This is a genomic window from Streptomyces sp. NPDC001493 (assembly GCF_053597235.1).
In genome coordinates this window covers 349415-375123 of the sequence record NZ_JBSFHV010000003.1, presented here as the reverse complement: position 1 = coordinate 375123, position 25709 = coordinate 349415, and the positions used below count along the sequence as shown (strand labels likewise).

The following is a 25709-nucleotide window of genomic DNA, read 5'->3' as shown; positions in this document are numbered from 1 at the left end:
CGCGGGTCAGCCCTTCACCGCACCGGCGCTGAAGCCGGTGATCAGCCATTTCTGGATGAAGGCGAAGACGATCACCACGGGGACCGCGGCGATGACTCCGCCCGCGGCCAGCGCGCCCAGGTCGACGCTGTCCGCGCCGATGAGGGTGTTCAGGCCGACCGGGATCGTCTGCTTGTCCTGCTCGCTGAGGAACATCAGGGCGAACAGGAAGTGGTTCCAGCTGTGCACGAAGGCGAAGGAGCCGACCGCGATCAGCCCGGGCCGCAGCAGCGGGAGGACGACGGCACAGAAGGCGCGGAAGCGCGAGCATCCGTCCACCCAGGCGGCCTCCTCCAGCGTGACGGGCACGTTCTTGATGAACCCGCTGATGAGGATGATCGACAGGGGGAGCTGGAAGACGGTCTCCGCGATGACCACGCTGCCCAGCGAGTTGATCATCTGGAGGTTCTTGAAGATCTCGAAGAGCGGTACGAGCATCAGCGCGCCCGGGATGAACTGCGAGCAGAGCAGCGCCAGCATGAAGGCGCCCTTGATCTTGAAGTCGAAGCGGGCCAGGGCGTATCCGCCGGCCAGGGCGACGAGGGTGGTGGCGATCAGGGTGGCGATGCCGACGATCATGCTGTTCTGGAAGAAGACGGCGAAGCTGCGTTCCGTCCAGACCTTCTCGAAGTGCTCGCCGGTCATCGGCCAGGGCACCAGCGAGGTGGAGCCCGCGGGGCGGACGGCGAAAAGGAGCATCCAGTAGAACGGGATGAGCGTGAAGAGCAGATAGATGCCGAGGGGCACGTAGATCTGCCAGCGCGGGACGTCGTCGTACCCGCGCTCGCGGCCGCGGCGGCGGTTGCCGGCCGGGGGCGGCACGTCGACGGCCGGAGGCGGGGCGGTGCCGGTCTTCTCGGCGAGTGCGGCAGTCATTTGTGGTCGCCTCCGAACTTGCTCAGGCGCAGATAGACGATCGAGCAGAAGAGCAGGATGACGAAGGCGACGGTGGTCAGCGCGGACGCGTAGCCGAAGTCGTGTCCGTCGATGCCGGTGTTGGCGACGTAGAGCGGGAGCGTGGTGGTCACGCCCGCCGGTCCGCCGCCCGTGAGGGTGTACAGCAGGTCCACGTTGTTGAACTCCCAGACCGCGCGGAGCAGTGTGGAGAGGACGATCGCGTCCCGCAGGTGCGGCAGGGTGATGTGGAAGAACTGCCGGAACCTTCCGGCGCCGTCCACCGAGGCCGCCTCGTAGAGCTCCTTGGAGACGGACTGGAGGTCGGCGAGGATGAGGATGGCGAAAAAGGGGACTCCGCGCCAGAGTTCGGAGACGGTGGCGGCCCAGAAGACGGTCCCGGTGTCGGAGAGGACCGAGGTGCCGTAGTCGCCGATTCCGGCGTCCGCGAGGTAACGGCTGAACCCTGTCGAGGAGTTGTAGAGCAGGATCCAGATGGTGCTGGTCAGTACGCCGGAGACGGCCCAGGGCGAGAAGACCATCGCGCGGGAGATGCCGCGGCCGATGAAGGACTGGTTGACGATGAGCGCCAGGGCGAGTCCCAGCACGAGCTGGAGGCTGACCTGGGTGACGACCCACTGGGCGCTGAAGCCGAGGGTCGTCCAGAACTGGTCGTCGTCGGTGAAGATCTTGGTGTAGTTGTCCAGTCCCGCGAAGCCGTTCCGCCACGGCTTGGTGACGTTGTAGTTCTGCAGGCTGTAGTAGAAGACGCTGATGACCGGATAGGCGATGAACCCCACCATCAGCAGACCGGCGGGCGCGATCAGCAGATAGGGCAGCTTGCGGGGGTTCGCCGAACGGCGCCTGGGCACCTTGGGCGGTTTGGCCACGGCGGCAGCTTGTGCCATGACACCTCTCCGTTCTCTCGTGTTTCCGGTCGTGGTGCGGTCCTGCTGCAAGCGCTTTCTCCTTGCCGTGCGAGGCCCCGGAGGGCTTCTCGGAAGGAGGGGGGTGCGCCGGGATGCTGCGGAGCCGGTGTCAGCCGGCGTACGGGTCGGGTACGTCGCCCTCGCGGGCCAGGAAGGCGAAGTCGCAGCCGGTGTCGGCCTGGGTGATCTGGTCCTGGTAGAGCGCGCCGTAACCGCGGCCGTACCGGGCGGGCGGCGGGGTCCAGGCGGCGCGGCGCCGCTCCAGTTCCTCGTCGTCGATGTCGAGGCTGAGGCGGCGGGCCGCCACGTCCAGGGTGATGAGGTCGCCGGTGCGGACGAGGGCGAGCGGGCCGCCGACGAACGACTCGGGCGCGACGTGCAGCACGCACGCCCCGTAACTCGTGCCGCTCATCCGGGCGTCGGAGATCCGCACCATGTCGCGCACGCCCTGCTTCAGCAGGTAGTCCGGGATCGGCAGCATGCCGTACTCGGGCATCCCGGGGCCGCCCTTGGGGCCGGCGTTGCGGAGCACCAGCACGTGGTCCGGGGTGATGGCGAGGGCCGGGTCGTTGATGGTGCGCTGCATCTCCCGGTAGTCGTCGAAAACGACGGCGGGGCCGGTGTGCTGGAGCAGGTGCTGCTCGGCCGCGATGTGCTTGATGACCGCGCCGTCCGGGCAGAGGTTGCCGCGGAGCACCGCGACCCCGCCCTCGTCGGCGAGCGGCTTCTCGCGGTCCCGGATGACGTCGTCGTCGTGCACGAGGGCCCCGTCGAGCTGTTCGCGCAGGGTGTCGTGGGTGACGGTGGGCCGGTCCAGGTGGAGGACGTCGGTGAGCCGGGAGAGGAAGCCGGGGAGCCCGCCCGCGAAGTGGAAGTCCTCCATGAGGTACTTGCCGCCGGGGCGGAGGTTGGCGAGCACCGGCACGGTGCGGGCGATGCGGTCGAAGTCGTCGAGGGAGAGCTTGATGCCGGAGCGACCGGCCATCGCGATGAGGTGGATGACGGCGTTGGTGGAGCCGCCGAGCGCGAGGACCGTGGCGACGGCGTCCTCGTACGCCTCCGGGGTGAGTATCTGCGACAACGTTCGCTGCTGCCACACCAGTTCGACGATACGGAGGCCGGACTGCGCGGCCATCCGGTCGTGGCCGGAGTCGACGGCCGGGATCGAGGAGGCGCCCGGGACGGTGACGCCCAGCGCCTCGGCGGCGGCCGTCAGGGTGGACGCGGTGCCCATCGTCATGCAGTGGCCCGGGGAGCGGGCGAGCCCGTTCTCCAGTTCGGCCATCTCGCAGTCGCCGATGATGCCGGCCCGCTTGTCGTCCCAGTACTTCCACATGTCGGTGCCGGAGCCCAGGACCTCGTTGCGCCAGTGGCCCGGCAGCATCGGTCCGGCCGGTACGAAGACGGTCGGCAGGTCGACGGAGGCGGCGCCCATCAGCAGCGCGGGGGTCGACTTGTCGCAGCCGCCCATCAGCACGGCCCCGTCGACCGGGTAGGAGCGCAGCAGCTCCTCGGTCTCCATGGCGAGCATGTTGCGGTAGAGCATCGGGGTCGGCTTCTGGAACGTCTCCGACAGCGTGGAGACGGGGAATTCGAGCGGGAAGCCGCCCGCCTGCCACACCCCGCGCTTGACGGCCTGCGCCCGGTCGCGGAGGTGGACGTGGCAGGGGTTGATGTCGGACCAGGTGTTGAGAATCGCGATCACCGGCTTGCCGAGGTGCTCCTCGGGGAGGTAACCCAGCTGCCGGGTACGCGCCTTGTGGCTGAACGACCGGAGTCCGTCGGTGCCGTACCACTGGTGGCTGCGGAGCTCTTCGGGAGCGATGCGGGTGTTCACACGGACCACCCGGCGATCTGGTCGGCGACCTCGGCGCGCTGCGCCTCGGGCAGGACCCGGCTGGGGGCGCGGACGTCGCGGCGGCAGAGGCCGAGGACCGCGAGCGCCTCCTTGACCACGGTGACGTTGTTGGCGGACTGCCGGTCGGCGCGCAGTTCCTCGAAGCGGCGGATGCGCTCCCAGACCTTCATCGCGGCGGCGTAGTCACCGGCCCGCAGCGCCTCCAGCATGCCGAGCGAGACCTCGGGGGCGACGTTGACGAGGCCGGAGGTGAAGCCGGTGGCGCCGGTCGCGAAGTACGAGGGGGCGTACAGCTCGGCGAGGCCGGCGATCCACACGAACCGGTCCAGTCCCGCGTCCCGGGCGAAGGCGCCGAAGCGGGCGGCGTCCGGGACGGCGTACTTGACGCCGATCACGTTGGGGCAGTGGTCGGCGAGTTCGGCGAGCCGCTCGCCGTGGAGCAGCGGGTTGCGGATGTACGGGACGACACCGAGCTCCGGGACCGCCTCGGCGATCGCGCGGTGGTAGTCGACCCAGCCGTCCTGGGAGACGTACGGGTGGACCGGCTGGTGCACCATGACCAGTTCGGCGCCCGCGTCCCGGGCGTGCTCGGCGGCGGCGACTGCGGTGGGCACGTCGTGCCCGACCCCCACCAGGACGGTGGCCCGGCCTCTCACCTCGTCGATGGTCAGCTCGGTGACGGCCCGCCGCTCCTTCGGGGTGAGCGCGTAGAACTCCCCGGTGTTGCCGTTGGGCGTGACGATGCGGACGCCGCCGTCGAGGAGCCGCCGCAGCAGCGCCCGGTGGGTGTCCTCGTCGATCGTCCCGTCCTCCGCGAACGGGGTCACGGGGATCGCCACGACGTCGGCGAGGGCCGCCTTGAGCGGGATGAGGTCCATGCCAACTGGCCTTTCGTCGATGTGGTTCACGCCTGGCCGCCCTCGATGGCGTCGGCGGCGGTGCCGGCCGAGCCGTCGGGGAAGGCGCGGCGCACGAACGACGCGATGTGTTCGTGGAGAGCGGCCGCCGCGCCCGGGGCGTCCGCGCCGAGCGCGAGCCGCAGGATCTCCCGGTGCTCGGCCGCCTCGTGCTCCCAGGACGGGTTGCTGGTCCACGCCACGGTGGAGACGAGCGCCGCCTGGTCGCGGACCTCGTCGAGCATCCGGCCCAGCAGCGGGTTGCCGCACGGCAGGTACAGGGCGCGGTGGAAGTCCCGGTTGGCCAGCGAGCGTTCGGCCTTGTCGGGCGCCGAGTCGGCTCGTTCCAGGGCGTCTTGGGCCGCGTCGAGGGAGGCTCCGCAGGCGATCGTGCGGCGCAGCGCCTCCGGTTCGAGCAGCAGCCGTACGTCGTAGACCTCGCGTGCCATCTCGGCGTCCACGAGCCGGACGGTGGCGCCCTTGTACTGGCTCATGACCACCAGGCCGGTGCCGGCGAGCGTCTTCAGCGCCTCGCGTACCGGCGTCTTCGACACCCCGAACCGCGCGGCGAGTTCGGTCTCCACGAGTGCCTGCCCCGGCTGGAGCCGGCCCGTCAGGATCGCGTGCTTGATCGCCTCCAGCACGAACTGCGTCCTGGACGGGATCGGGGTGGGCGCAAAAGTCATGAAGGGCTCTCGCATCTCGCGTATCGCGTCTCATATATGACGTACGAAGTACGACGCGATGAAGCTAAAGCGGGCGAGATGTTTCGTCAACGCTTCGGACAGAAGAAGTTCGCTCGACTTTCCGAGCGCCATGCGGCGCGGCGGGCAGGGACGTTGACCGGGACGTGATCCACGGGACGCCGGGGCGCAGGTCGGAGCGGGCGCGGGCGGGGGGCGCGGGGGCAGGCGCGGGGCGGGCGCTAGAGGGGGCGCGGGAGGGGCGCGGGAGGGGGCGCGGGGCGGGCCCGGGAGGGGCGATGAGGCGGGCGGTGGGGCCGCCGGTCCGGCCGTGCTCAACGGCCGCCTGCAGTGAGGGCGTACGGGCCGCGCGCTCCTCGCCGCGGGCATGCCGACGACCGGCGGGAGGTCAGGTCTCCCGCCGGTCGTCGTGTCGGGGCAGCCGGTGCGGCCCGTACCGGAATCCGGTACGGGCCGTCTCATGCCCCGACGGGCGTCATCCAGTCCGGCACGTGCGGGCCGTCGTCCGGCCCGTCCGGCCCGTCCGGCTCACCCGGCGATACGTCCCAGCGCGCCGGAGACGGCCGCGAGGTCGGAGTCGGAGGCCAGTCCGGCGTGGTAGAGCCGGAGTTCGGTGGCGCCCAGGGACGCGGCGTGGGCGGCGTCGCGCTCCAGCGTGGCGGGGCTGCCGCCCATGCCGGAGACCACGCCGAAGTTGGCGGCGAGCACGCCCCGGTGGTCCGCGAAGGGCCCGAGGACCGCCTCGCGGGCGGCGTCGCCCCCGGTGCACGGCAGCACCACGCCGTCGGCGACGGAGAGGATGTGCGCGGGGTCGACGCCGACGTTGGCGCCGGTCCGGTGGAACGCCGGGTCCGCGTGCAGCAGGACCTGGAAGCCCTCCCCGGCACCTGGTCCGGCCACCGCCCCGGCCGCGGTCTCCCGTACGGCGGCGACGGCGGCCTCCTGGAGGCCGTGGGCGACCTCGCGGCGCCATCCGAGGGTGGCCGCCGCGGTCTCGTCGCCGAGCAGATCCGCCACTCCCGCCCAGCCGGCGGCGGGTTCGGTTCCCGTCCACACCGGTTCCAGCGCGCGGCGGACGGCGGTGCGCAGTCCCTCCGGGTCGAGCCCGTGCCGGGCGTACCCGGCGGCGCACTCCGCGCAGAAGCAGAGCGACATCAGGTACTGGGCCGCCTCACCGAGCGTCACCCCCTGGACCTTGTCGTGGGCGTGCAGGTGCGCGAAGCCGTACCAGCCGCACGACTCCAGCTCGGTGCCGCGCGCGCCGGGGCGGGTGGCCGCCTCGGCGGCCAGGTCGACGAGGAGGGCGCGGACCTCGGGCCGGGCGATGCACGGGGCCCACGGATAGCGGTCCCCGTAGGCGTTGACCACGGACGTCTCCGGGAACTCCTCGCCGAGGCGGGAGTTGTGCGCGAGGACGACCCAACTGTGCACCTGGAGACCGGCGTCGGAGAGCGTCTCGGCCGCCGCCGCCCAAGGGTCCTCGCCGGGAGTCCACTTCTGCCTTCTGGGCGCCAACTCCCGCCCCGCCCACCGCTTCTCGTCCGGCGGGTAGAGCACCGCCGCGTACGAGGCGGTGACGATCCGGGTCGCGGGGTGACGCGGGGTGAGCGCCCGGGTGGAGTGGTACGCCGAGGCGAGGGTCACCTGCTGGACGCCGAGGTCCGCGATACGGCCGGCGGCGTCCGGGTCGCCGACGACGTCCCAGGGGTAGAGGAACGCCGAGGTCTTCACGCGCCGCCTCCCACGGCGCGCTCCGCCAGCAGGGCCCGGCCGTCGTCGATGATCTGGGCGAGCTCCTTGACGTGCGCGGCGGGCGGCTCGGTGAGCGGGGTGCGCACCTCGCCGACGTCGAGTCCCTGGAGCCGTACGGCGGCCTTGACCAGGGAGACGGCGTAGCCGCGCCCCTTGGCGCGCAGTTCGACCAGCGGCCGGTAGAACCGGTCCAGCAGGGCGTCGGCGAAGGCGTCGTCGCCCGATTCGAGCGCGCGGTAGAAGGCGAGCGCGATGTCGGGGGCGAAGGCGAAGACGGCGGAGGAGTAGAGCGTGACCCCGATGCCCCGGTAGGCGAGCCCGGTGAGTTCGGCGGTGGGCAGCCCGTTGAAGTACAGGAAGTCGCCGCCGGGCAGCGCGGTGCGGACGGCGCTGACGATGCGCTGCATCAGGTCCAGGTCGCCGATCCCGTCCTTGAGGCCGATGATGCCGGGCGTGCGGGCCAGGGCGACGACGGTCTCGGGGGTGAAGACGGCGTTGTCGCGCTGGTAGACGATCGTCTCCAGGCTGGTCGCGGCGGCGAGCGCGGTGTAGTGCGCGAGCAGTCCCCGCTGGTCGGCGACGACGAGGTACGGGGGCATGGCGAGGAGCCCGTCCGCGCCGGCCGCCTCGGCGATCCTGGCGTACTCCACCGCCAGCGCGGTGCCGTAGCCGGCCCCGGCGACGACGGGGACCTGTCCGGCGGTCTCCTCGACGGCCGCGGCGACGACCCGCCCGAACTCGGCGGGGGTCAGCGCGTGGAACTCACCGGTGCCGCAGCAGGCGAAGACCGCCGCCGCACCGGCGTCGATGCCCGCCCGGACGTGACGGCGGAACGCGGCGAGGTCCACGTCCCCGTCCGGGCCGTACGCGGTGACGGGGAAGAAGAGCGGCCCGGCGACTGCGGTGAGCCGGGCGGCGAGGGGGGCTGAGGTCACGGGCGCTCCCTGAGCGAGTTCCGGGCGTACACAATTCTGATTGATGTCCATATTCATGAACGACGTCACGCTAGGGCAGCGCCCGGGGGCCGGTCAAGGCGGAAACCGCGACGGGTGGAGCGAGTTCGACGCACCCCCCACCTCTTGACGAGGAACGCCACCCGTCCCTACGTTGTCCACGCATGTGAATGTCGTCCATGGATCTGGCGTGTTGCGGTGCACTCCCCGCCGCGCCGAGGAGGCCCAGTGCCCGGTTTGCCCGCTCCCCGCACGATTCTGCTCACCGGAGCCGCCGGCGGTCTCGGCACGCTGATGCGCGAGCTGCTCCCGGCGTACGGATACGAGCTGCGCCTCTTCGACCTCGTGCCGGTCGAGGGCGAGCCCGACGCGATCGTCGCCGACCTGGCCGACCGGGAGGCGCTGCGCGAGGCGGTACGCGGCGTCGACGCGATCATCCACCTCGCCGGCATCTCGCTGGAAGCCTCCTTCGACAAGATCCTGCGCGCCAACATCGAGGGCACCTACAACCTTTACGAGGCGGCCCGCGAGGAGGGCGTGCGCCGGATCGTGTTCGCCTCCTCCAACCACGCGATCGGCTGGACCCCCGCACCGGCCGCCGGCGAGCCGCTCATCCCCGTCGACACGCCCCGGCGCCCCGACACCTTCTACGGCCTCTCCAAGTCCTTCGGCGAGGACCTGGCCCAGCTCTACCAGGACAAGCACGGCATCGAGACCGTCTCGGTCCGCATCGGCTCCTGCTTCCGCGAGCCGACCTCGGTGCGGATGCTCTCGGTCTGGATGAGCCCCGAGGACGGCGCCCGCCTCTTCCACGCCGCGCTCACCGCCCCGGACGTGGCCCACACGGTGGTCTACGGCTCCTCCGCCAACACCCGGCTGTGGTGGGACCTGTCGGCCGCCCGCGCGCTCGGGTACGAGCCGGAGGACGACTCGGAGCGGTTCGCGGAGAAGCTGGTCGCCGAATTCGGTGAGCTGGACCCGGCCGACCCGGCCCAGACGCACGTCGGCGGACCGTTCGTCACCGACCCGCCGATCTGGCCCTACTGAGCCTCCGGACCGGGCGGCACCGGGGGCGCGCGCCCCCCCTCCGGCGCGCTCCCCCGAACGGGTGCGGGCTCGGAAGGGGGAGGGAAGGGACGGAAGGTAAGGGAACGGCAAAGCCGGGTCGTTCGTTACCCCGGTCATGACCGCAATGACCCCCGGCTCGAACATCCCTCTCTCCGCCGTCCGCGTGGCGGTGGACGTCGCCGCCCCGGTGCGGCTCGACGTCTCGGGCCTGCTGCTCTCCGCCGACGGCAAGGTCCGCTCCGACGACGACTTCATCTTCTACAACCAGCCCTCGGGCCCCGGAGTGACCTACCGCTCCGGCGGCGGCACGGCGCCGGACTCGATCGTGGTGGACACGGCGGCGGTGCCGCCGGGGATCGAGAAGATCGTCGTCACCGCGAGCCCCGACGCGGCGGGCCAGACCTTCCAGGGCATCGAGCCCACCGCCACCGTGCGCGACGCCGACAGCGGCAGCGCCCTCGCGACCTTCACCCCGCCGCGTCTGGGCACCGAGACGGCACTCGTGGTCATCGAGATCTACCGCCGCCAGGGCGCCTGGAAGGCCCGCGCGGTCGGCCAGGGGTACGCCAACGGTCTGGCGGGCATCGCCACGGACTTCGGCGTGACGGTCGAGGAGCCCGCCGCCCAGGCCGCTCCCCCGGCCCCGGCCGCGCAGGCCGCTCCCCCCGCCCCGGCCGCGCAGGCGTATCCGCAGGCCGCTCCCGTGGATCCGAGGATCGCGCCGCCGATGCCGCCGATGCCGCCCGCGCCCCCGGCCGCCGCGCCGGCCGCCTCGGGGAAGATCAATCTCGACAAGGGCCGGGTCAGCCTCCAGAAGAACCAGACGGTCTCGCTGGTCAAGGGCGGCCGTCCGCTGCTCTCGCAGGTCAAGATGGGCCTCGGCTGGGAGCCCGCGTTCCGGGGCAAGGACATCGACCTGGACGCCTCGGTGATCGCCTACGGCCCCGACCGCAAGCACCTGGACAGCTGCTACTTCGGCAAGCTGTCCATCCTCAACGGCGCGATCAAGCACTCCGGCGACAACCTCACCGGCGAGGGTGCGGGGGACGACGAGGTGATCGTCGTGGATCTCGGCCGCATCCCCGCGGAGGCCACCGGTCTCGTCTTCACGGTGAACTCCTTCACCGGCCAGAAGTTCACCGAGGTGGCGAAGGCGTACTGCCGGCTGCTCGACGCGGCCACCGGCGAGGAGCTGGTCCGCTTCGACCTGAGCAGCACGGAGCCGCAGACCGGGGTGATGATGGCCAAGCTGATCAAGCAGTTCACCGGCGAGTGGGAGATGACCGCCATGGGCGAGTACGTGAAGTCACGCACCGTACGCGGCATGGTGAAGCCGGCGGCGGCGGCGCTCTAGCCGTACGCAGGTGGGCCGTCCGCCGCTCGGTGCGCGACGGGAGCGGCCCCGGAAAGGCTTCCGGGGCACCTGGTGTCTCTCAGGTGCCCCGGTTCCGGGTGTCCTCCGGCGGACGGCCGCTCGTGCCCCGGACATGTCCGTCCGACACGTCCTTGGCGCTCTCAGAGCTTGGTCAGCTTGGAGTACGGGCTGAGGATCCTCCCCTGACGCCCGGCGAAGTCGATCAGGACTGCGTCGTTGTCGCCCTCGACAGCGAGAACCCGCCCGAGGCCGAACTGGTCGTGCGACACCCGGTCGCCCACGTCGAAGCATTCGACCGGTGGGGCCGCCTGGGCCGGGCGGTTGAAGGGACTGGAAGGCAGGTGACGCCGGGATCCGGCTGACTGTTTCATTACCTTGAGTATGCGCCACCCGGACGCCCGGCGCTATGCCCGTTCCCGCCCTCGGCCCAGTAGTGCCGCATTCGTGATGCGCCCGCGACCAGGGCCGGTCGCCGCCACGAAGCGCTTCGGACGGCGCGGCCGCCCGGGTCATCGGTCCGGAAAGACCCCCGAAGGTGTGGCGGTTCGGCCGGTGTCCGGCGGAACGCCGGGCCCCCGGCATGCCCGATCCGCCGTGCCCCCGGCGGGCGACGCCCGTACGGCCCCACCCCACCCGGCCGGACCCCACCCGGCCGGACCCCGTAGGCCCGGCCTCCCGCTCCCGGCGTCGGTCCCGCCCTCCACCGGACATCGCAGGGGCCCCGGACATCGCAGGGGCCCCGGACATCGCACGGACCACCGGACGCCGTGCGGGCTGTAATGCCCGAGTAACGGCCTCTGCCTAACGTCCGGGCTCCCCCGTACCGTCCCTGGAGGAGCACCCCCGATGCACCTGCCCCGATCGTCCCGGCGCAGATCCGCCGCGCTGGTGGCCGCCGCGCTCACCGCCGCCGGTCTGCTGATCGGCCCCCCGGCCGCGGCCGCCGACGCCGCGCCGTCCCCGAAGGTCGACTCCGCCCTGCTGGCCGCCGTCGACGGCGGCGGCGACGCGACCTTCTTCGTCACGCTGAAGGACCGGGCGGACCTGTCCTCCGCCAAGAAGCAGAAGTCCCACGCGGCACGCGCCAAGGCGGCCTACGGCGAGCTGCGCGCACACGCCGAGTCCAGCCAGAAGTCGCTCGACTCTTTCCTCGACAAGGAAAAAGTGAGCCACGAAGGTTACTGGATCGCGAACACCGTCAAGGTGACCGGTGACCAGGACCTGATCAATCGGCTGGCGAAGCGCTCGGACGTCGCGAGCATCGTCAAGGAGCAGCACTACCAGCTCGACGACATGGAGACGTCCGACGCGAAGATCACCACGTCGCGCACCAACCCCTCAGCCGCGGGTTCGTCGGCCAAGAGCGCCACGGACTCCTCCGCGAACGGTGACACCACCCCCGAGTGGGGTGTCGCCGACATCAACGCCGACGACGTCTGGAACCAGTACGACGACCGCGGCGAGGGCATCGTCATCGCGAGCGTCGACTCGGGCGTGCAGTTCGACCACCCCGACCTGGTGGCCCAGTACCGGGGCAACAACGGCGACGGCACCTTCACCCACGACTACAACTTCTACGACCCGTCGGGGACCTGCGCCGCCGACGGCACCCCCTGCGACAACAACGGTCACGGCACCCACACGATGGGCACCATGGTCGGCAAGAACGGCATCGGTATCGCCCCGAACGCCAAGTGGATCGCCGCCAAGGGCTGCGAGTCGAGCCAGTGTTCGGACGAGTACCTGCTCGCCGCGGGCCAGTGGATCCTCGCGCCGACCGACCACAACGGGCAGAACCCGCGCCCAGACCTGGCGCCGAACATCGTCAACAACTCCTGGGGCGGCGGCGACACGACGTTCTACCAGGACATCGTCGAGGCCTGGAACTCCGCGGGCATCTTCGAGGCGTTCGCCGCCGGCAACGACGGTGACGGCACCACCTGCTCCACCGCGCACGCCCCCGGCTCGCAGGCACCCTCCTACGGCGTCGGCGCGTACGACTCCAGCGGCACCATCGCCGACTTCTCCGGCTTCGGCCCCTCGCTGGTCGACGGCTCGGCGAAGCCGAACATCTCGGCGCCCGGCGTCGCGGTCGAGTCGACCTGGCCCGGCTCCTCGTACAACACCGAGTCCGGTACGTCGATGGCCACCCCGCACGTCGCGGGCGCGGTCGCTCTGCTCTGGTCGGCGGCCCCGTCGCTGATCGGCGACATCCAGGGCACGCGTGACCTGCTCGACCAGGGTGCCCGGGACGTCGACGACACCCACTGCGGTGGCACCGCCGACATGAACAACGTCTGGGGTCAGGGCAAGCTCGACATCCTCGCCTCCGTCGACAAGGCCCCGCACACCGCCGGCACCGTCAGCGGCAAGGTCACCGACAAGGCCACCGGCACCGTCCTCTCCGGCGTCGTCGTCAAGGCCGTCAACGCCACCTACGGCACCCGCACGGTCACCACCGGCACCGACGGCACCTACCGCCTGTCGCTCAACACGGGAACCTACGACTTCTCGCTCAGCGGCTACGGCTACGCGACCGCCCAGGTCGCCGGCGTGGAGGTCACCGAGAACCAGGCCCTGACGCAGGACCTCGCGCTCTCCGCCGTCGCCTCGCACAAGGTCACCGGCACCGTCCTCGACGTCACCGGCAAGGCGCTCCCCGGCGCGACCGTCGAGCTGACCGGTTCGCCCGTCCCGTCGGTCACCACCAACGCCAAGGGCACGTACACGCTGCCGAAGGTCGCCGAGGGCTCCTACACCCTGACCGTGAAGCCGACCGCGCCGATCCTGTGCAACGGCGTCTTCACCGGCTCCACCACCGTCGCCGCCGCCGACCTGACCAAGGACGTCCAGGTCCCGGCCCGCGCCGACGCCGCCGGCAACAGCTGCGCCCCGGCCACGTACTCCTGGATCGCGGGCTCGAAGAAGGTCGCCCTGACCGGTGACGAGGACGCCACGACGATCTCGCTGCCCTTCTCGGTGAAGCTGTACGGGGTCTCGTACTCCACCACCTCCGTCACCACCGACGGCATGCTGAACTTCCTGGCGCCGCGCATCGGTGACTACACGAACACCGCGCTGCCGACCGAGTACAACCCCAACGGCTTCGTCGCCCCGCTCTGGGACGACCTGACGCTCGACAAGAAGTCGTCCGTGCAGACCGCCACCACCGGCACCAAGGGCAGCCGTAAGTTCGCCGTCGTCTGGAACGACGCGGCCTACGCGAACGGCACCACCGGGCGCGCCACCTTCGAGGCCGTCTTCGACGAGGCCACCGGCGCGGTGACCCTGCAGTACAAGTCGGTCGCGGACCAGGGTGCGGGTGCCACCGTCGGCATCCAGAACCAGGCCGGCACCGACGCCCTCCAGTACGCCTACAACCAGTCGGTCATCACCGCCGGTTCGGCGATCCGCTTCACGCAGGGAGCCAAGTGATGAGAACCCTCCACTCGCGGCGGGGCATTCAGCTCGCCTCCGCCCTCGTCGCCGCCGGGCTCTGCCTGAGCGTCGCCCCGCAGGCCCTGGCCGCCGACGACAGTGCCGGTGTCATGAAGCTGACGGCGGCCCAGGCACAGCGGCTGACCGCCGACGTTGCCCTCGACCCGTACGGTGACGCCGCCGAGAACCAGGTCAGCCCCCAGGCCGAGGACGCGCCCGCGTCCGGCGCCGGCACGGACGCGACGCCCTCCGGCTCCGGCTCGTCGCTGGACGGCGCGTCCACCGACGGCGCCACCGACGCCGCCGCCCCGGTCACCTTCACCGGCACCTCCTCCCTGGAGGGCGTGCGGGGCATGGGCGCGACCGTGCCCGTCGGGAAGAACGGGAACTACCTCACCGTCCACAGCCGGGGCAACGTGCAGCTGCACTCCGCCGACGGCGAGTCCGTATGGGAGCGCACCAACACCTCGTACTACACGGACTGGCAGGTCAAGCCGCTGCGCCCGTGGCAGACCGAGCCGTTCCCGGTGCGGATCATGATGGGCTACAACGCGGTCTCGCCGTTCGCGCCCTCCTCCGACTCCGGTTACTCGACGGGCGACCTGACCGGTGACGGCGTCGACGACATCGTCTTCTCGGCGAGCGTCGGCATCGCGTCCTACCGCCCGTTCACCTCGCCCGGCTCGTCACTGCCCAACGGCACGTTCGTGACGATCCTCGACGGCAGGACCGGCAGGACGGTGTGGTCGAAGCTGTACGACTACGCCACCATGGTCAAGATCGTCGACGGCACGCTGCTCGTCGCCGACTCCCCCCGGATGAACATGAACTCGCCGGCCGCCGACACGGCGAAGCTGTACGGCATCCGCTTCTCGTCCGCGGACGGCAAGCTGACCCCGTCGTCGACGTGGACGTACGACACCGGTGAGGCGGGGGACTCCGCCTGGGGCGACATCCAGGACCTCGGCAAGGGCAGGGTCGCCGTCTCCTGGGACCGCGCCAAGTCCGGCACTGTCGAGGGGCGGGGTCACACCCTCGCCCTGAACGTGGCGGACGGCTCGGTCGCCTGGCAGACCGACAGCGTGCTCTACAGCCGCCAGCTGCGCGTCGACACCGGCCGCAAGCGGCTCGTCGCCGTCGAGCAGGCCGACGTCAACGACGCGGTGAAGTACGAGATCGTCGTCTACGACTTGAAGAACGGCAACCGCTCGACGCTGGACAGCCGCGTCAACGTGCTGCCCACCGCCCTGACGATCGGTGACCTCACCGCCAAGGCGGGCGACGAGTACGCGGTCGCCGAGTCCTCCCTGGACAACTACCTCCAGGTGAACGCCAACACGGTGCGCGTGGTGAACGGCGACGCCCCCGGCAAGCTGCTCTGGTCGCAGACGACCAAGCGCGACGCCGAGAACAACCAGAACGGCCCGAGCGTCTGGCGTCTCCAGGTCGCCGACGGCAAGCTCGTCGCCGCGGGCGAGGACGACCGCGAGATCTCCGGATCGCAGAACCCGGGCGGCGCGCGCTTCGCCGCGACGACCGTGTACTCGGGCAAGGGCGCCCTCGTCTGGCAGAACAAGGGCCTCAGCGGCGCGCCGATGTACCAGGACGTCTTCAGCGACGCCGCGGGCACCCACGTCCGCGTCGTCGACCAGAGCCAGAACATCCGCACCTTCAAGCTCACCAACGGCAAGCAGGAGAACATCACCCCGCTCCAGGCGGACATCTCCTACGCGCAGACCGCGGACGTGAACAAGGACGGCAAGTCCGACGTCGTGATGGCCGGTTCGTCGGACGGCGTGTGGGCCTACTCCGGTCCCTCGCTCCTCTCCGGCAAGCCCGAGAAGCTGTGGCGTGCCACCGTCCCCGGCGCGGTGCACGACATGCGGAAGGGTGACGTCAACGGCGACGGCAAGGACGAGATCGTCGTCGCCGCCGACTCCGCCGTCGTCGTCCTGAACGCGAAGAACGGCAAGACGCTGGCCACCATCGACAGCGGCGGCCAGTTCGTCCACTCCGTCGAGCTCGCCGACCTCGACGGCGACGGCGAGCAGGACATCGTCGTCCCGACGAACACCCTGAACGCCTACTACGGCGACGGGCACAGGATCTGGTCGTACGCGGCGCCCGAGGACCTCGGCGACGTGGTCTTCTCCGACCCGTCGGTCCAGGACGGCAAGGTCTACACCTCGTACTCCAAGGCCGGCTCGATCGGCCTGGCCGACCCGGCGGCGAACGCGGTCGCGCTCAACGCCAAGACCGGCAGGACGAAGTGGAGCATCGCGCCGAAGGCCCCGGCCGTCTCGACCGACGGGGTCATCCACGCCGCGCTCACCTACCAGGGCACCTTCGCCTCCCCGGAGATCCCGTACGCGGACGGCCACGCGGTCGCCTACACGTGGGAGATCCAGGCGCAGCCGTTCGCCAACTCCACCGATAGCCCGTCTCCGCACACCTACCTGGAGATCCGTGACGGCCGCACCGGTGAGGTCGTGCACTCCGCGACCATGGGCGGGCTGTGGACGCACGGCGGCTTCTTCACCGACGGCGGCAGCCTCTACGAGGCGGGCACCTCGTCCTTCCGGAGGTACTCCGGTGAGGGCACCGAGGACGCCCTGGCCTCGGTGATCGGCCAGACCTACAACGGCGCGTTCGCCACCGGGCCCGGCGGTCGGAAGCTGCTGATCGCCGGCAGCGAGGGTTCCATCTCCGCCTACGCCGGGGACGCGGACTTCTTCGAGAGCGGCCAGTCCTTCCAGTCGACCCTCGGCGACGCCGGCCTGATCGGCGCCCGCAACTTCCTCGCCGCCGACCTCGACGGCGACGGCACCGACGAGGTGGTCTCGCTCCAGGGTGACGACTACGGCCTCGACCGGCTCGCCGAGGACCTCGGCGGCCGCTACCTGGTCGACGACAACGGCATCCACCAGGTCGCCACGTACAAGCTCTCCTGACCCACGGGCTGACGCCCCGACGTGACACCGACCCCCCGGGCCTCGCCCGGGGGGTCCACCACGTGTTCGATTACAGTGCATCCTGATGAACGCGCAACGACCGGACAGCACGACTTCCGCCGCGCCGTTGCTGCGCCTGCACCTGCTCGGCGGATTCCACGCCACCCGTGACGGCGGCCCCGAGCTCGCCGACCGGTGGCCGCGCCCCGGTGCCCGCGCGCTGGTGAAGCTCCTCGCCGTCGTCCCCGGCCACCGCCTCCACCGCGAGGAGGCCATCGCCGTCTGCTGGCCCGACGCCGACCCGAAGGCCGCCGCAGGCAGCCTGCGCGTCGCCCTGCACGCCGCCCGCCGCGCGCTGGAACCCGAACTCGCCCCGCGCGCCACCTCCTCGTACCTGGTCTCCGACGGGGCGCTCCTCCATCTCGACCCGGCCACCGTGTGGATCGACGCCGACGAGGCCGAGGCCTCGGCCCGCACCGCCCTCGCCGACGGCGGCGTCGACGAACTGTCCGCCGCGCTCGACCGGTTCACCGGCGAGCTGCTGCCGGAGGACCGGTACGCGCGCTGGGCCGACGACCGGCGCGGCCGGCTCACCCTGCTCCGCGAGCAGCTGCTGCTCCGGCTCGCCGGGCGGCACCTGGAGCGGGGCGCGGCGGCCGAGGCGGCGGCCGTCGCCGAACAGGTCCTCGCGGGCAGCCCCGCCGAGGAGCTGGCCCACCGCATCCTCATCGAGGCCTGGCTGCGCCAAGGGCTGCGGCGCCGGGCCGTGCACCAGTACCACGTGTGCCGCGAGGCGCTCGACACCGAACTCGGGGTACGGCCGGGGCCGGAGACGGAGCGCCTGCACCGGGCCGCGCTGGCCGCCGCCCCCGCGCCGGTACCCGCCACTCCGCTGCTCCCGGCCCCGCTGAGGGCGGCGACCGCGGCGCCGCTGCGGGGCCGCGACGCGGTGCTCGGCCGTCTCCTCGCGGCGAAGGGCCCGCCCCTCACCCTGCTCACCGGTGAGGCGGGGGTGGGGAAGACCCGCCTGGTCGGCGAGGTGGCGCGGCGGGCCGCGTCGGCCGGTACGGCGGTGCTCTGGGGCGGCGGCCAGGACGCCGGGGGTCACACGCCGTACGGGGCGTTCGCGGAGGCGCTCGACGGCTGGCTCGCCGAGCACAGCGCGGACGAGCGGGCCCGGGTCGGCGCCGAGTACCCCGAACTGGCCGCGTTCCTGCCGTCGTTGGGGCAGGTGGGAACGACCGGCGAGCGCAGCCCGGAGGAGGAACGGGACCGGCTGTTCCGGGCGAGCACCGCTCTCCTCGGCGATCTGGCGGCGGTCCGGCCGGTACTGGTGGTCCTCGACGACCTGCACAGCGCCGACTCCGGTTCGTACCAGCTCCTCGGCCATCTGGCCCGGCGGGCGGTGCAGCGGGGGACGGCGCTGCGTTTCCTGGCGACCTACCGCGAGGAGGAGCTTCCCGACGGCGACGCGCGCCGCTCGGTGGTGGCCTCCCTGATGCGCCAGCGCCTCTCCGTGCGCGAGGAGTTGGAGCGCCTCGACAAGGAGGCGTGCCTGGCGGTGGTACGCGACGCGGGCGGCGGGGAACCGCACGACGACGGGGCCCACCGGGTGTGGGAACTCTCCCTCGGCAACCCGCTCTTCGCCCTCGAACTCGCCCGCGACCTGCCCCGCGGCGACATGGGCGACTACGCCCCCGAGGGGGTGCGGGACCTGGTGGCCGACCGGCTCGAACGGCTCGACACGGACGCCCGCCGCCTGGTCGAGGCGCTCTCGGTGGCCGGTGGTGACGCCGCCCTCTCCGAACTGCTCGACGTCGGCGAGCACGGCCTCAACCCGCAGGTCTCCGGCGCGGCGGCGGCCGACGCCCTGGAGCGCGCCATCGCCGCCTCGCTCGTCGAGGAACGGCAGGTGGTGGTGGCCGGACGGCCCGAGGCCGGGGTCGCCTTCCGCCATCCGCTGGTCCGGCTGACCTGCTACGAGCAGCTGGCCGTGGTCCGCCGCAGGCAGCTGCACGCCGCGTTCGCGCAGGCGGTCCAGCGGCGACGGCCCGACGCCGTCGACACCCTCGCCTCCCACTTCGCGCGCGCCGACGACCCGCGCGCCGCCGAGTACCTGCGCCGGGCCGCCGAGCGGGCCGCTGCCCTGTACGCCAACGACGCCGCCGACCGCTACTACCGCGACCTGGTGGCCCGCCTCGACGTCGACGCGGCCCGCGCTCGGCTCGCGCACGCCCATGTCCTGCGCAGGATGGGCCACTTCGAGCAGGCCGCAGGGGCTGTCCGGCTCGCCCTCGCCGAGTTCGAGCGGCGCGGCGACCACGACGACGCGGTCCTCGCGGCGGCGCTGCTCGCCGAGACGCTCGCCAAGACGAGCGGCCCGGACACCGGTCTGCGGATCCTGCGGGACCACCCGGTGACCGAGGACACCGCACCGGAACCGGCCGCCGGCCACTTCCTCGCCCTCTCCCTCATCCGCTGCGTCCAGGGGCGGTACGCGGCCGGGGCGGAGGCTGCCCTGGACGCCCTGGCAGCCGCCCGGAACGTGCCGGGAACCCGCGGCCAGGGCCTGTCGGCCCGCGCGTTCGGCCTGCGGGCCGCCAACCTCGGCCTCGCCGGCCACCTCGACCAGGCACGCGAGGCGGGCGACCGGGCCCTGGCCCCGGCCGAGGCGTACGGGGACCCGACGCTGCTCGGTACGGTCCTGTCGACACTGCGGGAGAACGCGCGGCGGGCCGGCCGGCTGCGCGAGGCCGTCGAGATCGGCGCCCGCGCGCTCGGTCTGGCCAAGCAGTCCGGCGATCCGACGGCCGCCGCGTTCGAGCGCGGGAACCTCGCCGAACTCCGCCTGCTCCTCGAAGAACCCGAACCCGCCCGCGCCCTCGCCGAACAGGCCGTGGCGGGCGCGGAGGCGTACGAGGCCTGGTGCCTCCCCTACGCCCTGGCCACGATGGCCCGGGTACGGGCGTTCCTGGGCGACCCGGCGGAGGCCGCCGCCCTCCTGGACCGCGCCGGCGCGACCGCCGGCGCCCTCGGCGACCGCCAGGCCGAGTACGAGGTGCGCACCGCCCGCGCCGAATCCGCCCTGCGCGCACGCCGTCCCGACGACGCGCTGCGTGCCCTGGACGGCCACCCCGGCGACGCCCCGGTCCTGGTGGCCTGGGCGGAACTCCTGTCGGGACGCCCCGGGAGTGCCCTGCGCCTCGCCCGCGCCGAGGTGACCCGGTCCGAGAGCACCGGGGAACGCCTCGCCGAGGTGGAGGCCCGGATCGCCCTCGGCGCCGCGCTCTCCCTGCTCGCCCGGGAGCGGGAGGGCACCCTCGCCCAGGAGCGGGAGGGCGCCAGGGAGCTGGCCCGCGCCGAGACCCTGGCCGGGACACTGCCGTACCCGGCGGGGGCCAGCAGGACCGGGCGGGCGCGGGCGTGGCTGCGTGAGGCGCGGCGCGGGTGACGAGGCCGGGGCGGGCCGGGCATGAAGCGCCCGGCCCGGCCCGCCTGCGAGCACGGGCGACTACTTGTTCGGCTGACGCTTCCAGGGACCGGTGATGGCGAGCATGATGCCGGGGGTCTGGATGTTGGCGAAGAGCGTCTTGCCGTCGGGCGAGAAGGTGACGCCGGTGAACTCGCTGTACGCGGGCGCCTCGGCCGTGCCCTCGTTCAGCTCGTTGCGCGCGATGGGGTAGGTGGCGCCGCTGTCGGTCGCCCCGAAGAGGTGCTGGACACCCTCGCCGTCCTCGGCGATGACCAGGCCGCCGTAGGGCGAGACGGTGATGTTGTCCGGGCCGTCGAAGGCGCCGTCCTTCGACGGGTCGGGGTTGACGCCGAGGAGCACCTTGAGGGTGAGGGTGCGGCGCTTGGGGTCGTAGAACCAGACCTGGCCGTCGTGCTGGACGGGGCTCTCCGAGCGGGCGAACGAGGAGACGATGTAGACGCCGCCGTCGCCCCACCACATGCCTTCGAGCTTGCGGGCGCGGGTGACCTCCGTGTCGGTGAACTGCTTGCGCACGGAGACCGTCCTGGCATCGCGGTCCGGCACGTCGACCCAGTCGACGCCGTACACGGTGCCGATCTTCGTGGCGCGGGACAGGTCGTCGACGAACGCGCCGCTCTTGTCGAAGCACTTGGTGGCCTGGAGGACACCGGCGTCGTCGGCGAGCGTACGGAGCTTGCCGCGGCCGTGCTTGAAGCCGTGCGGCGGGACCCAGCGGTAGAGCAGCCCGTTCGGGGTGGCCGCGTCCTCGGTGAGGTAGGCGTGGCCGCGCTGCGGGTCGATGACGACGGCCTCGTGGGCGTACCGGCCGAAGGCCTTGACCGGGCGCGGGTCGCGGTTGGCGCGCTTGTCGTAGGGGTCGACCTCGAAGACGTAGCCGTGGTCCTTGAGGAGGCCGTTCTTGCCCGCCTTGTCCTCGGTCTCCTCGCAGGTCAGCCAGGTGCCCCACGGGGTCGCGCCGCCCGCGCAGTTGGTGGACGTACCGGCGATGCCGACCCACTCGGCGGTGTGGCCGCCCGGACGGGTCTCCACGACGGTGCAGCCGCCGGCCGCGACCGGGTCGTAGACGAGGCCCTCGGCGAGCGGGACCGGGTGGGCCCAGCCGGAGCGGACACCGCTCAGCTCGTGGTTGTTGACCAGGAGCGTGACGCCGCGCGGACCCTCGAAGGCGGCGGTGCCGTCGTGGTTGGAGGGGGTGGTCTCGCCCGACTCCAGCTTGGTGACCCCGCTGTGCGTGATGATCCGGTACGAGAAGCCGGCAGGCAGCGCCAGGATGCCCTTGGGGTCCGCGATCAGCGGGCCGTATCCGGGCGCCTTGGAGTGGCCGTGGTCTCCGTGGTCGTGACCGTGCCCGTCGTGGTCGTCGTGACCGCCGTGGCCGTGTCCGTCGTGCTCCGCGGCGAGGGCACCGGGCGCGGTGGCCAGGGTGCCGACCACTCCGGTGAGGGCGATTCCGGCGCCGGCTACGGCGGACTGTCGGTTGAATTCCCTGCGCGTGAACGACATGACGGGCTCCTGTGCGGTGTCCGGGACGTTGGCGCGCTCACATTCGCGGCCCCAGACCAACTCCGCATGAACTCCAGGCGACTTGTGGCCACACCCTTGCCATGCAACGGACTCCCCCGGAGGCGCGAATGCGCGACTACCGCTCGCCGCGCCGGAGTCGGCTGCCGCCCGCACCACGAGCGACAGCCGACGCTCCGTCAGGAACTCTTGCGGGAGCGGGCCTTGAAGGCGGCCTTGCGCGCTTCCTTCGCCGTCTTCTTGTCTCCGTGCAGCCGCCCCATGGCGTCGAGCACCTCGGCGGTCGCCGGGTGGTCGACCCGCCAGATCTGGTCGAAGAAGTCGCCGTCCCGGCTGACGAGCCCTTCGACGAGTCCTTGCAGCTCCGGCACCTCGCCGTCGGCGTCCAGCTGTGCCGCGAGCGTGTCCACGGCCAGCCAGAAGACCATGGCCTCCGGCGGCGGCGGGACGTCCGCGGCGCCGTGCTCGGCGAGCCAGACCCGGGCGAGCCCGCCCAGCTCCGGATCGCCGAGCACCGCGCGCAGGGCGGGCTCGGCGGCGGGACCGGTGAGGGCGAGCGCCTGCTGGCAGTGGAGCCGGCGCAGCGGGGCGCCCTCGTCGTCGCCCCGGGCGGCGGCGAGCAGGTCGGCGGCGGTCGCGACGGCGTCGCCGTCCCCGCGTCCGGCGATCCACAGCCCGATCTCCGCCTGGGCGGCCGCCTCGGGGTAGTACGCGACACCGTCCAGGAGAGCGGCGGCGTCCTTGTCCGCGAGGTCGCCGACGGCGGGCGCGTCCACGCCCGCCTCCAGCATCCGGGACCGGATGCCGTAGAGCCCCAGCGGGGTGAGCTTGACCATGCCGTACCGGCTGACGTCGTCCTCGTCGCCGACAGGGTCGGCCGACGCCTCGCCCTCCTCGGACATCAGCGACTCGTCGACCGGGTGGTACTCGACGATCCCGATCGGTTCCAGCACCCGGAACTGGTCGTCCAGCCGCATCATCGCCTCCGACACCTGTTCCAGGATGTCGTCGGAGGGCTCGCCCATGTCGTCCGGGACGATCATGGACGCGGCGAGGGCGGGCAGCGGTACGGGACCGTCGCCGGGGCCGCCCTCGGAGAGGGTGAGGAGGTAGAGGTTGCCGAGCACGCCTTCGAGGAACTCGGCCTCGGCCTCCGGGTCCCAGTCCAGGGCGCCGAAGTCGACCGAGCCGTCCTCCCCGACCAGATCGGCGAAGTCGTCGAAGACCGGGGCGGTGGCGTCGGCGAAGGCGGCCTCCAGGCCGTCGAGCCAGACGGAGAGGACGTCGGCCGGCGAACCACCGGTCAGCAGGGCGAGGCTCTCCCCCTGCGTGGCGGTGCCCTCGGCGGACTCCGTCGCCCCGTCGCCCCCGTCACCGCCGCCGGCCGAGGAGTCGGAGTCGTCGGACGGATCGGTGACGTCGACCAGCCCGGTGTCCACGGCCAGGCGCCAGGCCTCGCTGGCGAGGGCGGCCCCGTCCTCGTCGGCGGGGAGGCCGAGGTGCTCGGCGGCTGCGGGGAGCTGCGCCTCGACGAGCTCACCGCCGGCGCCGACGCGCGTACCGGGCCCGGCCCAGCGGGCGAGGCGCACGGCCCGCACCAGCAGCGGCGCGGCCAGGGCGTCCCTGGCCAGTTCGGCCTCGGCGGGGAGCCGCACCGGCGGCAGGGTGGGACGCTCTGCGGACATCGGGGGTTCTCCTCGGCGCGTGCTCGGGTGCACGGGTGCGTACACGGTTCAGGCCGTCCAAGCCTAGTGCCGCCGACCGGCAGGGTTCGCCCAGTCGCCCCACGGACGGGAGAACCCCTTTCAGCGCGTTGACGAGCAGGTCCGAGGGGGCGGAGGGCGGGGCGCCGGTCGGCGCTCCCGCTCAGCCCGGCAGCTTCGTCCGCCAGGCCGTCATGTTCAGCTCGTCCATCAGCCGGAGGTCGTGGCCCACCAGCGGGACGTTCCGCGATCCCGTGTCCGGGGCCGCCGCGAGCTCCAGGGAGTCGCTCTCGATGAGGTCGCCGCCCTCCTTGGTCGAGACCCAGGCGAGGACGGACTTCATGGTCCCGCCGGGCTTCAGCGCGACCGACTCGGGGCCCAGGTCGGCGCCGAACATCGAGCGGCCCGGGTTGACCGGGACCGGCAGCCGGTCGCCGTTCTCGTCCAGGACCCGGACCGAGGGGTAGCCGTCGACCTGGTAGGGCTCGGTGCCGCAGTTGACGAGGGTCAGCACGACGGCGCGGGCGAACATGGCCGTCTCCACCGGCCCCATGTCCACCCGGACGCCGGAGTCGGGGCAGCCGCCGGTCGGGGTGGGGGCCGGGGCGGCCGTCGGGGTCGGGGAGGTCGGTGCGATGTCGCCGTACGGTACGGCCGAGGGGTCCAGGGTCTCCGCCGCGACCGGCCCGCCCGAGGAGGCCGGTGCGCGGGTGGCGGTCGGCGTCGGCGAGGGTTCGCCCTCCCCCGCCGGTACGAAGACCCCCGCGCAGCCGGTCAGGGCCAGCGCCCCCGCCCCGAGCAGCGCGGCGGCGCCGCTCCCCCGCCGTATCCGTTCACCCGCACGTGTGCGCATCCGCTCCCCTTGCCACTCTCCCCGACCCTTCCGGATCATGTGAGACGCCACCGCGTACCGAACCGTTCCGCCCGAACCTCCCCGGCGCGCTGAGCCGTTACGCCGTTACGCCCGAAGGTGCCCGATCCGCCCGCCGCGCGCGGGCCGTGTCCGCCATCGTTCAGATCCGCTACATCCTCGCGGCAAGCAGATCTTGCTGGACCCGGGCGCGCGGTCCTGCCGAGACTGCCACCATGACGTCGGACACCCACACCCCCCGGCCCCGCCCCTTCGGCCGCGCGCTCTGCGCGATGGTCACCCCGTTCACGGCCTCCGGCGCGCTCGATCCGGACGCCGCGGGCGCCCACGCCGCCGCACTGGTGCGCGGGGGCTGCGACGGGCTCGTCCTCAGCGGCACCACCGGCGAGTCCCCGACCACGTCCGACACCGAGAAGACGGCGCTGCTGCGGGCCGTACGGGAGGCGGTGGGTGACGGGGTACCGGTCCTGGCGGGCGTCGGCAGCGCGGACACCCGGCACACCGTGGAGCTGGCACGCGCGGCCGAGAAGGCGGGCGCGGACGGGCTGCTGGTGGTGACTCCGTACTACAGCAGGCCTCCGCAGGAGGCAGTGGAGGCGCACTTCCTGCGCGTCGCCGAGGCGACCGGGCTGCCGCTGATGCTGTACGACATTCCCGGCCGCACCGGCACCCGGATCGAGCCGGAGACCCTGCTGAGGCTCGCGGAGCATCCCCGCGTCGTGGCCGTGAAGGACTGCGCGTACGACATGCTCGGCACGACCCGGGTGCTCTCCCGCACGGGGCTCGCATACTACTCCGGCTGCGAGGAGCTCAACCTGCCCCTGTACGCGGTCGGCGGCGCGGGATACGTGAGCACCGTGGCCAATGTCGCGCCCCGTCACACGCGGGCACCGATCGACGCCTTCGACGCCGGACGCACCGGCGAGGCAGCCCGGCTCAACGCCCGCAACGCCCGGCTGACCGAGCTGATGATGGCGTCCGGGCTGCCCGGCACGGTCACCGCCAAGGCGCTGCTGGACCTCGGCCCGGTCCGTGAACCGCTGCGCCCCGCGGGCCGCGAGGCGGCCGAGGAGCTGCGAAGGGCACATGAGGAGCTTCTCGCCGGGTGACCCGGCGACCGGCGAGCATGCGGAACACGCCGTACGCGCCCTCACATTCCGCTCTTCCCTGCACGAACTCCCCGCCCCCGCACTCCTCTTGACAGTTTCTTGGCGAATGCATGCCCCTTACATGAAGGGTTCCTCGCCAGAGTGACGGACTACAT

Annotated in this window: 17 protein-coding genes; 6 read left to right on the top strand and 11 right to left on the bottom strand. The window is 72.4% G+C overall.

The annotated features are described in order from the left end of the window. Positions 1–6: 6 nt before the first annotated feature. The 7 genes from ACWCWD_RS07160 to ACWCWD_RS07130 form a co-directional block, all read right to left on the bottom strand. Positions 7–915 (bottom strand): carbohydrate ABC transporter permease, encoded by a 909-nt coding sequence (locus ACWCWD_RS07160; protein ID WP_450770810.1) that lies wholly within the window; start codon positions 913–915, stop codon positions 7–9. Next, positions 912–1841 (bottom strand): carbohydrate ABC transporter permease, encoded by a 930-nt coding sequence (locus ACWCWD_RS07155; protein ID WP_450770809.1) that lies wholly within the window; start codon positions 1839–1841, stop codon positions 912–914. Before ACWCWD_RS07155 ends, ACWCWD_RS07160 begins: the two co-directional genes overlap by 4 nt. Positions 1842–1971: 130 nt before the next feature. After that, complete coding sequence (gene araD, locus ACWCWD_RS07150; RefSeq protein ID WP_450770807.1) at positions 1972–3699, bottom strand: L-arabinonate dehydratase; 1728 nt, start codon at positions 3697–3699, stop codon at positions 1972–1974. After that, positions 3696–4598, bottom strand: a complete 903-nt coding sequence (locus ACWCWD_RS07145; RefSeq protein WP_450770805.1) for a dihydrodipicolinate synthase family protein — start codon at positions 4596–4598, stop codon at positions 3696–3698. The genes araD and ACWCWD_RS07145 overlap by 4 nt, the downstream gene beginning before the upstream one ends. A gap of 26 nt (positions 4599–4624) precedes the next feature. Continuing rightward, positions 4625–5302 (bottom strand): GntR family transcriptional regulator, encoded by a 678-nt coding sequence (locus tag ACWCWD_RS07140; RefSeq protein ID WP_450770804.1) that lies wholly within the window; start codon positions 5300–5302, stop codon positions 4625–4627. Between the two features lie 546 nt (positions 5303–5848). Beyond that, complete coding sequence (locus tag ACWCWD_RS07135) at positions 5849–7051, bottom strand: hypothetical protein (protein WP_450770803.1); 1203 nt, start codon at positions 7049–7051, stop codon at positions 5849–5851. After that, positions 7048–8007: a 5-dehydro-4-deoxyglucarate dehydratase gene (locus ACWCWD_RS07130; protein ID WP_450770801.1), complete on the bottom strand. Its 960-nt coding sequence runs from the start codon at positions 8005–8007 to the stop codon at positions 7048–7050. Before ACWCWD_RS07130 ends, ACWCWD_RS07135 begins: the two co-directional genes overlap by 4 nt. Before the next feature lie 255 nt (positions 8008–8262). On the opposite strand from ACWCWD_RS07130, the gene ACWCWD_RS07125 reads away from it, so the two are divergent. Both ACWCWD_RS07125 and ACWCWD_RS07120 read left to right on the top strand, forming a co-directional pair. Continuing rightward, positions 8263–9072: an NAD-dependent epimerase/dehydratase family protein gene (locus ACWCWD_RS07125; protein ID WP_450771016.1), complete on the top strand. Its 810-nt coding sequence runs from the start codon at positions 8263–8265 to the stop codon at positions 9070–9072. 136 nt (positions 9073–9208) lie between these two features. Beyond that, positions 9209–10447, top strand: coding sequence for a TerD family protein (locus tag ACWCWD_RS07120; protein ID WP_450770799.1), 1239 nt, complete (start codon positions 9209–9211; stop codon positions 10445–10447). 161 nt (positions 10448–10608) lie between these two features. Here the strand turns inward: ACWCWD_RS07120 and ACWCWD_RS07115 are convergent, their stop codons facing one another. Next, the gene (locus ACWCWD_RS07115) at positions 10609–10839 is read right to left on the bottom strand and encodes a hypothetical protein (protein ID WP_266703095.1); all 231 of its coding nucleotides are present in this window, start codon (positions 10837–10839) and stop codon (positions 10609–10611) included. A 475-nt stretch (positions 10840–11314) separates the two neighbouring features. On the opposite strand from ACWCWD_RS07115, the gene ACWCWD_RS07110 reads away from it, so the two are divergent. From ACWCWD_RS07110 to ACWCWD_RS07100, 3 genes are all read left to right on the top strand, one after another. After that, positions 11315–13903, top strand: coding sequence for a S8 family serine peptidase (locus ACWCWD_RS07110; RefSeq protein WP_450770796.1), 2589 nt, complete (start codon positions 11315–11317; stop codon positions 13901–13903). Continuing rightward, the gene (locus ACWCWD_RS07105) at positions 13903–16857 is read left to right on the top strand and encodes an FG-GAP repeat domain-containing protein (protein WP_450770795.1); all 2955 of its coding nucleotides are present in this window, start codon (positions 13903–13905) and stop codon (positions 16855–16857) included. Before ACWCWD_RS07110 ends, ACWCWD_RS07105 begins: the two co-directional genes overlap by 1 nt. An 85-nt stretch (positions 16858–16942) precedes the next feature. After that, positions 16943–20308, top strand: a complete 3366-nt coding sequence (locus ACWCWD_RS07100; RefSeq protein WP_450770793.1) for an ATP-binding protein — start codon at positions 16943–16945, stop codon at positions 20306–20308. Positions 20309–20368: 60 nt separating this feature from the next. On the opposite strand, the gene ACWCWD_RS07095 is transcribed toward ACWCWD_RS07100, so the two are convergent. From ACWCWD_RS07095 to ACWCWD_RS07085, 3 genes are all read right to left on the bottom strand, one after another. Beyond that, a complete protein-coding gene (locus ACWCWD_RS07095; RefSeq protein ID WP_450770792.1) occupies positions 20369–21853 on the bottom strand; it encodes an alkaline phosphatase PhoX in 1485 nt (494 codons plus the stop codon). Positions 21854–22050: 197 nt separating this feature from the next. Then, positions 22051–23556: a hypothetical protein gene (locus ACWCWD_RS07090; protein WP_450770790.1), complete on the bottom strand. Its 1506-nt coding sequence runs from the start codon at positions 23554–23556 to the stop codon at positions 22051–22053. Positions 23557–23737: 181 nt separating this feature from the next. After that, the gene (locus tag ACWCWD_RS07085) at positions 23738–24427 is read right to left on the bottom strand and encodes a DUF4232 domain-containing protein (RefSeq protein ID WP_450770789.1); all 690 of its coding nucleotides are present in this window, start codon (positions 24425–24427) and stop codon (positions 23738–23740) included. A 233-nt stretch (positions 24428–24660) separates the two neighbouring features. Between ACWCWD_RS07085 and dapA the strand changes: the two genes are divergently transcribed. Continuing rightward, on the top strand, positions 24661–25554 hold the full coding sequence (dapA, locus tag ACWCWD_RS07080) for a 4-hydroxy-tetrahydrodipicolinate synthase (RefSeq protein WP_450770787.1): 894 nt from the start codon (positions 24661–24663) through the stop codon (positions 25552–25554). Positions 25555–25709: the final 155 nt, after the last annotated feature.